15 protein-coding genes are annotated in these 12,333 nt (G+C 61.8%); all 15 read right to left on the minus strand.

Going from position 1 to position 12,333, the window contains the following annotated elements; all coding sequences use genetic code 11:
* Nucleotides 1-67: 67 nt before the first annotated feature.
* The gene (flhB, locus tag ACW9JE_RS04860; RefSeq protein ID WP_224533606.1) at nt 68-1,207 is read right to left on the minus strand and encodes a flagellar biosynthesis protein FlhB; all 1,140 of its coding nucleotides are present in this window, start codon (nt 1,205-1,207) and stop codon (nt 68-70) included.
* Nucleotides 1,208-1,210: 3 nt separating this feature from the next.
* Entirely contained in the window at nt 1,211-1,987 is a 777-nt protein-coding gene (fliR, locus tag ACW9JE_RS04865; protein ID WP_224533634.1) for a flagellar biosynthetic protein FliR, read from the minus strand.
* A 12-nt stretch (nt 1,988-1,999) separates the two neighbouring features.
* Nucleotides 2,000-2,269, minus strand: coding sequence for a flagellar biosynthesis protein FliQ (fliQ, locus tag ACW9JE_RS04870; protein ID WP_175376855.1), 270 nt, complete (start codon nt 2,267-2,269; stop codon nt 2,000-2,002).
* Nucleotides 2,266-3,024: a flagellar type III secretion system pore protein FliP gene (gene fliP, locus ACW9JE_RS04875; RefSeq protein WP_175376854.1), complete on the minus strand. Its 759-nt coding sequence runs from the start codon at nt 3,022-3,024 to the stop codon at nt 2,266-2,268. Before fliP ends, fliQ begins: the two co-directional genes overlap by 4 nt.
* On the minus strand, nt 3,024-3,491 hold the full coding sequence (gene fliO / locus ACW9JE_RS04880) for a flagellar biosynthetic protein FliO (RefSeq protein WP_457432127.1): 468 nt from the start codon (nt 3,489-3,491) through the stop codon (nt 3,024-3,026). Before fliO ends, fliP begins: the two co-directional genes overlap by 1 nt.
* On the minus strand, nt 3,492-3,944 hold the full coding sequence (fliN, locus tag ACW9JE_RS04885; RefSeq protein WP_224533609.1) for a flagellar motor switch protein FliN: 453 nt from the start codon (nt 3,942-3,944) through the stop codon (nt 3,492-3,494).
* Between the two features lie 67 nt (nt 3,945-4,011).
* Nucleotides 4,012-4,980: a flagellar motor switch protein FliM gene (gene fliM / locus ACW9JE_RS04890; RefSeq protein WP_224533610.1), complete on the minus strand. Its 969-nt coding sequence runs from the start codon at nt 4,978-4,980 to the stop codon at nt 4,012-4,014.
* 9 nt (nt 4,981-4,989) lie between these two features.
* Nucleotides 4,990-5,490, minus strand: coding sequence for a flagellar basal body-associated protein FliL (gene fliL / locus ACW9JE_RS04895; RefSeq protein WP_224533611.1), 501 nt, complete (start codon nt 5,488-5,490; stop codon nt 4,990-4,992).
* 216 nt (nt 5,491-5,706) lie between these two features.
* Entirely contained in the window at nt 5,707-7,056 is a 1,350-nt protein-coding gene (locus ACW9JE_RS04900) for a flagellar hook-length control protein FliK (protein ID WP_457432128.1), read from the minus strand.
* 83 nt (nt 7,057-7,139) lie between these two features.
* A complete protein-coding gene (locus ACW9JE_RS04905) occupies nt 7,140-7,508 on the minus strand; it encodes an Hpt domain-containing protein (protein WP_224533613.1) in 369 nt (122 codons plus the stop codon).
* A 31-nt stretch (nt 7,509-7,539) separates the two neighbouring features.
* Complete coding sequence (locus ACW9JE_RS04910; RefSeq protein WP_457432129.1) at nt 7,540-9,246, minus strand: ATP-binding SpoIIE family protein phosphatase; 1,707 nt, start codon at nt 9,244-9,246, stop codon at nt 7,540-7,542.
* Nucleotides 9,247-9,251: 5 nt separating this feature from the next.
* Nucleotides 9,252-9,551 carry an STAS domain-containing protein gene (locus ACW9JE_RS04915; protein ID WP_224533615.1) on the minus strand — a complete coding sequence of 100 codons (300 nt, stop codon included), beginning with the start codon at nt 9,549-9,551 and terminating at the stop codon, nt 9,252-9,254.
* Between the two features lie 189 nt (nt 9,552-9,740).
* Nucleotides 9,741-10,190, minus strand: a complete 450-nt coding sequence (gene fliJ / locus ACW9JE_RS04920; protein WP_224533616.1) for a flagellar export protein FliJ — start codon at nt 10,188-10,190, stop codon at nt 9,741-9,743.
* A 6-nt stretch (nt 10,191-10,196) separates the two neighbouring features.
* Nucleotides 10,197-11,555 (minus strand): flagellar protein export ATPase FliI, encoded by a 1,359-nt coding sequence (gene fliI / locus ACW9JE_RS04925; RefSeq protein ID WP_175376845.1) that lies wholly within the window; start codon nt 11,553-11,555, stop codon nt 10,197-10,199.
* Nucleotides 11,545-12,333, minus strand: a complete 789-nt coding sequence (fliH, locus tag ACW9JE_RS04930; RefSeq protein ID WP_457432130.1) for a flagellar assembly protein FliH — start codon at nt 12,331-12,333, stop codon at nt 11,545-11,547. Before fliH ends, fliI begins: the two co-directional genes overlap by 11 nt.

Raw genomic sequence — 12,333 nt, forward strand, 5'->3', positions numbered from 1 at the left:
TACAGAATCCGATTAGCTGTAGGAGCGAGGCTTGCCCGCGAAGCGTCCGGCATTACCAACTCAAAAATCAGGAATCACGCCGCAAATCCGGCGGAATCGGCAGGTCATCCTTGAGCGGCTCCGGTCGTTTGCCCTTGCCCGCCTTGTACTGGCGGATCTGATAGACATACGCCAGCACCTGCGCCACCGCCAGGTACAGTCCGCCAGGGATTTCCTGTTCCAGTTCGGTGGAGTAGTAGATCGACCGCGCCAGTGCCGGCGATTCCAGCAGCAGGACTTCGTTGGCGGCTGCGATTTCACGGATTTTCAGCGCCAGAAAGTCACTGCCCTTGGCAATCAGCACCGGCGCGCCACCTTTGTCCGAGTCGTATTTGAGCGCCACGGCGTAGTGAGTCGGGTTGGTGATGACTACATCGGCCTCGGGCACCGCGGCCATCATCCGGCGCTGGGACATTTCTCGCTGAAGCTGTCGAATCCGTTGCTTGACCTCCGGCCGCCCTTCCTGATCCTTGTGCTCGTCGCGCACTTCCTGCTTGGTCATCTTCAGCTTCTTGATGCTTTCCCACAGCTGAATCGGCACGTCCACGGCGGCGATGATGATCAGCCCGCAAGCCATCCACAGCGTGCTCCAGCCGACTACTTGCAGGCTGTGGGTGATTGCCCGATCCAGCGGTTCGTGGGCGATGCGCAGCAGGTCGTCGATGTCTGACCACAGCACGACCAAGGCCACGAACAGAACTATGAAGAATTTCGCCAAAGCCTTCAGCAACTCGGCCACGGACTTGGTCGAGAACATCCGCTTGAGACCGGCGCCGGGGTTCATGCGACTGAACTTGGGTGCCATGGTGCCGGCGGAGAACAGCCAGCCACCCAAGGCAATCGGACCGATCAGTGCGGCCAGCATCAGGGTGATCATCACCGGCTGAATCGCCAGCAAGGCGATTTTCCCCGACTGCAGCAGAAAGAGGCCCATCGAGCGCTGATCCAGCACCACCTCCCGGGACAGGGAGAAATTCAGGCGCATCAGCTCCATCATTTCCTGGGCGAGCATGCCGCCGAAAATCAGCAGCGCGCTGGCACCGGCCAGCATGATCGCCAGCGTGTTGAGCTCCTTGGAACGGGCGATCTCGCCCTTCTCTCGTGCGTCCTTTTTCTTTTTCTCCGTGGGGTCTTCTGTTTTGTCCTGACCGCTCTCGCTCTCAGACATGGCTCAGCTCGCCCTCGCCAGTTCGCGTAAAAACTGCAGGGCTTCGGTGGCCAGCGGTTGATACTGATTGAGAATGTCCGCCAGCCCGACCCAGAGGATGAACATCCCCAGCACCAGGGTCAGCGGAAAGCCGATGGAGAAAATGTTCAGTTGCGGCGCCGCCCGGGTCATCACGCCGAACGCGATGTTGACCACCAGCAGCGCGGTGATCGCCGGCAGTACCAGCACCAGCGCCGCGCCAAGCACCCAGCCCAGCTTGCCGGCCAACTCCCAGTAATGGTTGGTCATCAGTCCGCTGCCCACCGGCAGCGTGGTAAAGCTCTCGGTAAGTACCTCGAACACCACCAGATGGCCGTTCATCGCCAGGAACATCAGGGTCACCAACATCGTGAAGAACTGCCCGATCACCGCCACCGACACGCCGTTGGTGGGGTCGACCATCGAGGCGAAGCCCATGCCCATCTGGATCGCGAGGATCTGCCCGGCAATCACGAACGCCTGAAAGAACAATTGCAGGGAGAAACCGAGGATCGCGCCAATCAGGATCTGCTCTCCGATCAGCAGCCAGCCGCTCAGGTCCAGCGCATTGACCGGCGGCATCGGCGGCAGATTGGGTGCCAGCACCACGGTGATCGCCAGAGCGAAATAGAGACGAATGCGCTTGGGCACGAGCGAAGTACCGAACACCGGCATGACCATCAGCAAGGCGCCGATGCGGAACAGCGGCAACATGAAGGCCGCCACCCAGGTACTGATCTGGGTGTCCGTCAGTTGCAACAGGGAAGACATGGTTTAGCCGATGACCTGCGGAATGCTGTGGTAGAGCTGCAGGATGTATTCCATGAAGGTCTGCACCAGCCACGGACCGGCGACGATCAGGGTCACCAGCATTACCAGCAGACGCGGCAGGAAGCTCAGGGTCTGTTCGTTGATCTGGGTGGCGGCCTGGAACATCGCCACCACCAGGCCCACCAGCAGGCTCGGGATCACCAGCACCGCGACCATCAGCGTGGTCAGCCACAGGGCATCACGGAATATGTCGACGGCGACTTCTGGCGTCATGGCGATACACCCCCGAAACTGCTGGCCAGGGTACCGATGATCAGCGCCCAGCCGTCCACCAGCACGAACAGCATGATCTTGAACGGCAGGGAAATGATCAGCGGCGACAGCATCATCATACCCATGGCCATCAGCACACTGGCCACCACCAGGTCGATAATCAGGAACGGGATGAAGATCATGAAGCCGATCTGGAACGCGGTCTTGAGCTCAGAGGTCACGAACGCCGGCACCAGGATGGTCAGCGGCGCCTGATCGGGCGAGGCGATGTCGGTGCGCTTGGACAGGCGCATGAACAGCTCCAGATCGCTGGTGCGGGTCTGGGCGAGCATGAAGTCCTTAATGGGCACTTGGGCCTTGGCGATCGCGTCCTGAGCGGTCATTTTTTCCGCCAGGTACGGTTGCAGGGCGTCCTGGTTAACCCGGTCGAACACCGGGGCCATGATGAACAGGGTCAGGAACAGCGCCATGCCGGTGAGGATCTGGTTCGACGGCGTCTGTTGCAGGCCCAGGGCCTGACGCAGGATCGAGAACACGATGATGATCCGGGTAAAGCTGGTCATCAGCATGACGAACGCCGGAATGAAACTCAGCGCGGTCATGATCAGCAGGATTTGCAGGCTGACCGAATATTCCTGGGCACCCTGAGCATTGGTGCCCAGGGTGATCGCCGGAATCGACAACGGATCGGCGGCAAACGCCAGCGGCGCGGCCAGCATCAGGGCCAGCGTCAAGACGATGCGTAACGCACCCATCACTTCTTATCCTTCTGATCCTTGCCCATCAGTTCCATCAGGCGCTGGGCAAACTCGGGTGTGGTTTTCTCTGTAGTGCCCGGCACCTGCACCGGCTCCTTGAGCACATGCAGCGCGGTGATGGTGCCGGGGCTCAGACCCAGCAGGATCTGCTCGTTGCCCACCTGCACCAGCACCAGGCGGTCACGCGGACCAAGCGCTCGGGTACCGACGATATCGATCACCTGCCCCTTGCCTGCCGGCCCTGCCTGCTGGACCCGGCGCAACAGCCAGGCGAGGAAGAAAATCAGCCCCACCACCAGCAGCAGGCCCAGCACCAGTTGCGTCAATTGCCCCGCAACGCCGCTGCTGGCGACAGGCGCGGCAGCGGTTGCGGCGGTGGTCGCCACTGTCGTCGCGACCGGCTCGGCGGCCAGCGCGAAGAGCGGCAACATCAACGCCGCCAGAACACCCAGGAGCTTTTTCACTCAGCGCAGCTTCTTGATACGTTCGCTTGGGCTGATCACGTCAGTCAGGCGGATGCCGAACTTCTCGTTGACCACCACCACTTCGCCGTGGGCGATAAGGGTACCGTTGACCAGCACGTCCAGCGGCTCACCGGCCAGGCGATCCAGCTCGATCACCGAACCCTGGTTGAGTTGCAGCAGGTTGCGGATGTTGATGTCGGTGCTGCCCACTTCCATGGAAATCGACACCGGAATGTCGAGGATCACGTCCAGGTTCGGACCGTCCATGCTCACCGGCTCATTGTTTTTCGGCGCGCTGCCGAACTCTTCCATCTGTACGCGGTTGGAGCTGGAAATACCTGCATCGGCCGCCAGCAGGGCGTCGATATCGGCCTGACCACCATCACCGGACTCTTCCAGGGCCGCAGCCCACTCGTCAGCCAGCGCCTGGTCGTTGTTCATATCGTCAGTCATCAATGTGTCCTCGGCAGGCCACCTTTCAAGGGGAAGCCGTCAGTTAAATACGAATGTGTGATGCGCCTCAGCGGCGCTCGATCGGCTCGATCACCTGCAACGCCAGGTTGCCTTTGTGCGAACCCATCTTGACCTTGAAGGCCGGCACGCCGTTGGCGCGCATGATCATGTCTTCTGGCATTTCCACCGGGATGATGTCCCCCGGTTGCATGTGCAGAATGTCGCGCAGTTTCAGCTGGCGACGGGCGACGGTCGCGCCGATCGGCACGTCGACATCCATGACGTCCTGGCGCAGGGCATTGACCCAGCGCTCGTCCTGGTCGTCGAGATCGGACTGGAAGCCGGCGTCGAGCATTTCACGCACCGGCTCGATCATCGAATACGGCATGGTCACGTGCAGGTCGCCGCCACCGCCATCGAGTTCGATGTGGAAGGTCGACACCACAATGGCCTCGCTCGGGCCGACGATGTTGGCCATGGCCGGGTTCACTTCCGAGTTGATGTACTCGAAGTTCACTTCCATGATCGCCTGCCAGGCTTCCTTCAGGTCGACGAAGGCCTGCTCGAGCACCATGCGCACCACACGCAGTTCGGTCGGGGTGAATTCACGCCCTTCGATCTTCGCGTGACGGCCATCGCCGCCGAAGAAGTTGTCCACCAGCTTGAACACCAGCTTGGCGTCGAGGATGAACAGCGCGGTACCACGCAGCGGCTTGATCTTGACCAGGTTCAGGCTGGTCGGCACGTACAGCGAGTGCACGTATTCGCCGAACTTCATCACCTGCACGCCACCGACCGCTACGTCCGCCGAGCGACGCAGCATGTTGAACATGCTGATGCGCGTGTAGCGGGCGAAACGCTCGTTGATCATTTCCAGGGTCGGCATGCGTCCGCGGACGATGCGATCCTGACTGGTCAGGTCGTAGCTTTTGACGCTGCCGGGCTCGGCAACGGTATCGGTCTGTACCAGACCGTCGTCCACGCCATGCAACAGCGCGTCGATCTCATCCTGGGACAGGAGGTCCTGCACGGCCATGTCGTGTACCTACTGCAATACGAAATTAGTGAAGAGCAACTGTTCGACAACCACTTTGCCGAGTTCTTTCTGCGCCACTTCCTGAACACTGGCCGTGGCTTTCTGGCGCAGCATTTCCTGGCCTACTGGCGAGGCGAGCGTGGCGAAATCCTGTCCGGAGAACAGCATGACCAGGTTATTGCGGATCACCGGCATGTGCACCTTGAGGGCGTCCATGTCGGCCTGACTGCGCGCGAGCATGGTGATGCTCACCTGCATGTAGCGCTGACGGCCGTTCTGGTTGTAGTTGGCGACGAACGCAGGTGCCATCGACTCGAAAATCGCCGGCTGCTTGCCCACCGGAACCACTTCAGCCACCTCGACAGGCTTGCTCTGAGCGCTGTGCATGAAGTACCAGGTCGCTCCCACGGACAAACCGATCGCCAGTAGCACGGCTACTACGATCAGGATAATCAGCTTGAGTTTGCCTTTGGTTGCGGGGTCTTTTACTGCTGCGTCGCTCTTCGCCATGCCAATAATCCGTCACTATTCGGGGTTTCACAGTCGCACGGATAGGGAAGAGCAAAGGTTATGCCAGAACGATCGGATAGGAGACGGACGCGCCTCCTGTAGGAGCGAGCACGCTCGCGATGCAAGCCCAGACACCGCGGGGTGTCAGGCCGCCAGCGTTATCGTTGACGACCATCGCGAGCATGCTCGCTCCTACAGGGGGCGAGGTGAAGCGGATCAGGCGTAGTAGTCGACCGCGCTGGAGCCAATCACGCTGGTGGTTGCCGCAGCCACCTCTGCGACGCTCGGTGCGATCTCGTCATCCACGGCGTCGAGGCGACCGCCGCTGGCACTGGTTCGCCCGCTCTGGCTCTGCTGGGCCTGTTCCTGGCCCTGCTGCGAACCCCGGGACTGGTCGGAGACGTTGACGTCGACCTGGCCCATGCCCTGCTGAGCGAACATGTCACGCAGGCGATGCATTTGCCCGTCCAGCGCTTCGCGAACGCCGGGATGCGCGCTCATGAAGGTCACCTGGGTCTGCTGGTCCGGAACCATGTTCACCCGAATGTCCAGGCGCCCCAGTTCCGCGGGTTGCAGCTGAATATCCGCCGCCTTGAGATTGGCGCTGGACAGGTACATGACGCGGTTGACCACCTCTTCGGTCCAGCCGCTCTGGTGCATGGCGATCGGCTGATTCACCGGAACGGCGTTGGCGGTCTTCGGCGTGGCCGCCTGGGTCAGTGCCGCCAGACGATTGGCGAAGTCATCGACCCGGGTATCGCTACTGGCGGACTTCAGGTCCTTCAGACCGTCGTCGATCAGGCCGCTGAAGGCCTTGTCGCCGCCCTGGCTGGTGCTGTCCTTGCTGGCTTGGGCATCGAGCATGCTGGCCATGCCGGCGGCAAAGTTCTGCGCAGCGGTCTGCTCGCCGTCGGCTTGCGCCTGGGCTGGCGTCGGCGCCGACTTGGGTTGCGCCTGACTGGATGCCGACACATGGCCGCTCTGCTCCATGGCCATACGGACAGCGGGCAGTGCGTCGAGGGGATCGGCTTCGGGGTCGAAATCGGTGTCAGTCTCGGCAACGGCCTGCACGGGAGCGGCCGTGACAGCCGCCGCTTGAATCGGCGCCGGTTGCGGATCGACCGCCGGCGGCGTTGCCGGGACGGGCGTCGTGATAGCGGGCTGGACCGCCTGCAACAGGGCCGGATCTACAGCCGGATCTACCGGTGCCGCATCGGCAACCGGAGTCTGAGCAGCATCCGCCGCATCATCGGCTTTGTCATCAACCTGCGCTGGTTTATCGGCGGGCAAGGTTTTGCCGCTATCGGCAACCACCGGTTCGTCGGCGGCAGGCTTGTCGTCGACGACATCTTTCTTGCCTGCGTTGTCGGCGACCTTGTCGCGGGCCGGTTTGACCGGGTTATCCGCCGCGGGAGCAGGTTTGTTCTGCGCCTGCTTGGCGTAGACCTGAGCGAAGCTTGCAGCCTTGTCCCCGGGCTCGGCGGCCTGCGCCACGGAATTGGCGTTGGCAGACTGAGTCTTGGCCTGCGCGGCGGCCTGAAGAAGAATATTGGGGGTAACGGGCATTAAACGGTCTCCGCTGCACTGGATCGTAGGTACAGTTGGGAGATTAGACTGCAAGGGTCGCGCCAGCTTTGCCTTGATGTGGATCAATACGGCCGAACGGTCGCGATGGCAGAGTGCGAACGCTGTCGCTCTTCTTCATAGAGAGGCCGGATAAAAGCGAATTCGCGGGAGATTTCCGCGATCAGCGATTCAACGCCGGACAGATTGCGCTCCTTTGCCCTGTACTCCAGGTCGTGGCACAGCTCCGCCAGGCGAATAGCGCCCATGTTGCTGCTGCTGCCCTTGAAACTGTGGGCCGTTTCCAGCAACTGCGTAGGCTCGACAGCCACGGCCAATTGCCGCAACCGCTGTTCGGAGTCGGTGAGGAAGGTATCGATCAATGTCGAGAACTCATCCTCCATGACGTCCCGCAACGCGCTCAGCACGTCCGGGTCAAGATGTGTATCAGCCACTTGCTCACTCCTTGATCAAGAATGCGCGGAATTATGCCAGACCCTCCCAGAAAAACTCCACGCGGGCACTTCGACCATCGTCGGACCAACCGGCGTTACGCCCCAACTGACGGATCAGACTGACGCCGCGTCCCGACAAACGGACAGGATCGACCGGTCGCTGCATCACACGTTCGACATCAAAACCCTTGCCGCTATCCTCGACGCGAATCACCAGACAGCCACCCTCGCCCTGTGGCGAGACCTGCAGATGCACCCGCACGTAGCCATCCTGCAACGCTTCCAGGCGGGTATTGCGCTCCTGGTAATAACGGGCGAAACCGGCGACATCACGCTTGAGGCTCGAATCGAGCCCCAGCACGCCATGCTCCAGGGCATTGGAATACAACTCGGCCAGAACACTGTAGAGCGCCCCGCTCTGCGCCCGCAGGCCGTGCACTTCAAGCAGCAGTTGCAGCAGATACGGCAGCGGATTGAAGCGCTTGAGCGTGGCGGCGCGGAATTCGAAACTCACCGACCAGTCCAGCGGGCAGGACTGGCCACTGTCGGAATAGATCGGCGCCGGCAGGCTGAGCAGGATCGGGTCCAGCAGGCTGATCTCGACCATGCTCACATCGTCCCGGGCTTCGCCGCGAAAATCCCGCAGCGCCCGTTCGATGTCCTCGAACAACGCATCAGGTTCTCGATTGGCGGCAAACACCTGCTGCAAGCGCTCTACACCAAACAGCTGATCGTTGACGTCGCAGGTGTCGATCACACCGTCGGACAGCAGGAAAACCCGATCACCCAGGGCCATTGGAAACACTTCGGTGCGGTCATCGAAGGTCTGCGGGCTCAGCACACCCAGCGGCAAATGCCGGGCCTTCAGCGGCTTGCGTTCTCCGGTGCCGATGCTGTGCAAGTAACCATCGGGCATGCCGCCGTTCCAGACCTCCACCGACTGACGCTGAAAACTCAGACACAGCAGCGTCGCGCAACAGAACATGTCCACCGGCAGGATGCGCTTGAGCTTGGCATTCATCTCGCGCAGGGTTTCCGCCAGGCCGTAGCCCTTGGCGGTCATGCCGTAGAACACTTCCGCCAGCGGCATCGCGCCGACCGCCGCCGGCAAACCGTGGCCAGTGAAATCGCCAAGCAGTACGTGCATGTCGCCGGAGGGAGTGAACGCGGCCAACAGCAAGTCACCGTTGAACAGCGCGTAGGGCGATTGCAGATAGCGGATGTTGGGGGCGTTGAGGCAGCCGGAGTGAGCGACTTTGTCGAACACCGCTTTGGCCACCCGCTGCTCGTTGAGCAGATACTCGTGATGCCGGGCGATCTGGTCGCGCTGCTCCAGCACGGTGGCCTGCAATCGCCGCAAGCGATCCATCGCCTTGATCTTGGCGGCGAGGATCACCTGGTTATAAGGTTTCGCCAGAAAATCGTCGCCCCCCACCTCCAGACAGCGAGCCAGGGCTTCGCTCTCGGACAACGAGGTCAGGAAGATGATCGGCACCAGGGTTTCCCCGGCCAGCTCCTTGATCTGCCGCGCCGCTTCGAAGCCGTCCATCACCGGCATCATTGCGTCCATCAGGACCAGTTGCGGTCGTTGCTGGCGAAAGGCTTCGACCGCTTCGGCACCGTTGCCCGCCGTCAGCACCTGATGGCCCTGGCGGCGGACAATACTCGACAGCAGCATGCGATCGGCCGCGCTGTCCTCGGCGATCAGGATCGTCAGCGACTCAAGTACAGCCTGCACGGCGCTCAACTGATGTCGAACAGCTTGTCGAAGTTGGAGATCGCGAGAATTTTTCGCACGTCGGAGCTGCTGTTGACGACGCGAATATCGGAATCGTCGCCGCCGGCGTGGTCACGCAACAGCAGCAACATACCCAGCGCGGAGCTGTCCAGGTAGGTGGCTTCCTTCAGGTCGATCACGACGGCGCCGAGATCCCTGTCCTCGTAGGATTCACGAAATTCCTGATGTTTGGCGAAATCGAATCGACCTCTGACCGAGATCGTCAGTTTTTGGCCATCGGGGGAAACTTCGGTAATGACTGACATTTCATGGCTTCCTTGTCATTGATGAACCTTCTTGTACAAGGTGTAGCATTTGGTAAAGGTTGGGGCAAGGCGGCATCGCGGAGCCTATGAAATTGCTTTCGCGGGCAAGCCTCGCTCCTACGGATAGGTGTGAAGTTTTTTGTGGGAGCGAGGCTTGCCCGCGAAGAACGATAACGCGGTCCACCGGATTCAATACTGCTCCTGCCGCGGCAACCGCTGGGATAACTCATCGAGCAGCTTCTGCTCGCGCTTGTCCTCGATCGCCCGCGCCTCGTCCATGTAACGTTGAACCAGTTTGCGTAAACCCTCGACCCGGGCAAAGGCCTGTTGCCAGGTATCGCGTGCCTTGTTCAGGTTGTTCTGGTGCCAGGCCAGGCTCTGGCGCTGCTGATCGATAGCGGTGCCCAGTTGCGCCAGAAAGCCCTGGTAACCCAGCAGCCACTGGCCCGACACGCCGCTGCTGCCGCGCACGATCCACTGTTCCTGATAATCGAGACGAAAGGCCTCCAGGTCCGCCAGCTTGCTCTCGGCCAGCCGCACCTGCCCCTGAAAATGCCCCAGACGCTGGACCGCGGTTTTCTCCGCCTTCTCGGCCATTTCCACCACGGGGGCCAGGCGCCCTGCGCGACTCTGGGCCATGACCGGTTAACCGCCCGCCGCAGGTGCGAAGATCGAGGCGAGATAGGCTTCGCTTTCGCCCAGACTGATGCTGTCGTTGAGGCCCTGGCGCAGGTATTTGACCAGCTGCGGCTGCAGGGAAATCGCCAGGTCGGTCTCGCGATCGCCGCCGGCCACGTAGGCACCGACGCTGATCAGGTCGCGGCTCTGTTGGTAGCGCGACCACAACTGTTTGAAATATTGCGCTCGGGTCATGTGCTCCGGCGACACCACCGCCGGCATGACCCGGCTGATCGACGCCTCGATATCGATGGCCGGGTAATGCCCTTCCTCGGCCAGGCGCCGCGACAGCACGATGTGTCCGTCGAGCACGCCTCGCGCGGAGTCGGCAATCGGGTCCTGCTGGTCGTCGCCTTCGGACAATACGGTGTAGAACGCAGTGATCGAACCGCCGCCCTTCTCGGCGTTACCGGCCCGCTCCACCAGCTTCGGCAGCTTGGCGAACACCGACGGTGGATAACCCTTGGTCGCCGGTGGCTCGCCGATGGCCAGGGCGATTTCCCGCTGGGCCTGGGCGAAACGGGTCAGCGAATCCATGAGCAACAGGACGTTCTTGCCCTTGTCGCGGAAATACTCGGCGATGCGCGTGCAATACATGGCCGCGCGCAGACGCATCAACGGCGCGTCATCCGCCGGTGACGCCACGACGACGGAGCGCTTGAGACCTTCTTCACCGAGGATGTGCTCGATGAACTCCTTAACCTCACGACCCCGCTCACCGATCAGCCCGACGACAATGATGTCGGCCTCGGTGAAGCGGGTCATCATGCCCAGCAATACCGATTTACCCACGCCAGTACCGGCGAACAGACCGAGCCGTTGGCCGCGACCGACCGTCAACATGCCGTTGATGGAGCGGATGCCCACGTCCAGCGGCTCGCTGATCGGTTCACGCTTGAGCGGGTTGATGGTCGGGCCATCCATCGGCACCCAGTCTTCGGCCTTCATGCCGCCTTTGCCGTCCAGCGCACGACCGGCGCCATCGAGGACACGCCCGAGCATGCTCATGCCCATCGGCAGACGCCCGCTTTCCATCAGCGGCACCACACGGGCGCCGGGGGCGATACCGGCGACGCTGCCCACTGGCATCAGAAAGACTTTGCTGCCGGAGAAACCCATGACTTCCGCTTCGACCTGCACCGGGTGATAGCTGTCGTCGTTGATCACCATGCAGCGACTGCCCATGGCAGCGCGCAGGCCTTCGGCTTCGAGGGTCAGGCCGACCATGCGCAGCAGGCGGCCTTCGAGGATCGGCGCGCCTTCCAGTTGCGTGGCCTCGGCATAGCTGCCCAGGCGCTTGGCGAAACTGGTGCGTTCAAGGCGCATCGGGAATATCCGCGGCCGCAGGCTGGCTGTCGATCGGCAGGTCCAGGGTCACGTCCGGCGCCGACGGGTGCAGGGCCTGTTCGTGGAGTTGATCGAACAACTTGTCCATCACCCGCGTCACACGGGTCTCGACAGTGGCGTCGATGCGACTGTGCTCGGTCTCGACCCGGCAACCGCCGGGGAGCAACGACTCATCCTCGACGATGCGCCAGGTTTCCTCATGGCGCTCGCGCAGGGCTTTGACCTGAGCGAAATCCTGGGGATTGATGTACAGGCGCACGTTGTTCACGCCCAGCGGCAAAAGCTTGAGAGCATCGCGCATGACGTGTTCGATCTGGGTCGAATCGATGGCCAACTCGCGCTGGATCACCTGGCGGGTGATGTGCTGAACCAGGTCTACCAGGGATTTTTCGATCAGGGTGTCCTGCTCGGCGATAGGCTCGAACAGATGCACCATCAGTTGCTCCAGCCCCGCGAGCTTGGGCGCCAGCGCAGCTTCCGCTTCCTGGCGAACCTTGAGCGTGGTGCTGTGGAAACCTTCGCGCTCGCCTACGGCGAAGCCTTCGTTGTAGGCCTCCTGACGAATGCTTTCGAGCTCCTCGAGGGTCAGTGGCTGGACTTCCTCCAGCGGCACTTCCTCGATTTCCGGCGGTTCGGGTTCCGGCTCAGGCTCAGGCTCGGGTTCCGGCGGGTCGAAGCTGGGCAGCGCCCAGGTGTCGAACCCACTGACATCCCTGGCCCGGATCAGGTCAGTGGGTGAATCGTCATGCTTGGCCAT

This window comes from Pseudomonas sp. SDO55104_S430 (assembly GCF_054070595.1).

Excerpts from the sequence above, each read along its gene's own strand:
- ACW9JE_RS04900 (WP_457432128.1), bottom strand. The coding sequence starts at position 7,056 with ATGCCCGTTACCCCCAATATTCTTCTTCAGGCCGCCGCGCAGGCCAAG.
- ACW9JE_RS04915 (WP_224533615.1), bottom strand. The coding sequence starts at position 9,551 with ATGTCAGTCATTACCGAAGTTTCCCCCGATGGCCAAAAACTGACGATC.
- fliH (WP_457432130.1), bottom strand. The coding sequence starts at position 12,333 with ATGGCCAAGCATGACGATTCACCCACTGACCTGATCCGGGCCAGGGAT.
- flhB (WP_224533606.1), bottom strand. The coding sequence starts at position 1,207 with ATGTCTGAGAGCGAGAGCGGTCAGGACAAAACAGAAGACCCCACGGAG.
- fliL (WP_224533611.1), bottom strand. The coding sequence starts at position 5,490 with ATGGCGAAGAGCGACGCAGCAGTAAAAGACCCCGCAACCAAAGGCAAA.
- fliI (WP_175376845.1), bottom strand. The coding sequence starts at position 11,555 with ATGCGCCTTGAACGCACCAGTTTCGCCAAGCGCCTGGGCAGCTATGCC.
- fliQ (WP_175376855.1), bottom strand. The coding sequence starts at position 2,269 with ATGACGCCAGAAGTCGCCGTCGACATATTCCGTGATGCCCTGTGGCTG.
- fliM (WP_224533610.1), bottom strand. The coding sequence starts at position 4,980 with ATGGCCGTGCAGGACCTCCTGTCCCAGGATGAGATCGACGCGCTGTTG.
- fliJ (WP_224533616.1), bottom strand. The coding sequence starts at position 10,190 with ATGGCCCAGAGTCGCGCAGGGCGCCTGGCCCCCGTGGTGGAAATGGCC.
- fliP (WP_175376854.1), bottom strand. The coding sequence starts at position 3,024 with ATGGGTGCGTTACGCATCGTCTTGACGCTGGCCCTGATGCTGGCCGCG.
- fliN (WP_224533609.1), bottom strand. The coding sequence starts at position 3,944 with ATGACTGACGATATGAACAACGACCAGGCGCTGGCTGACGAGTGGGCT.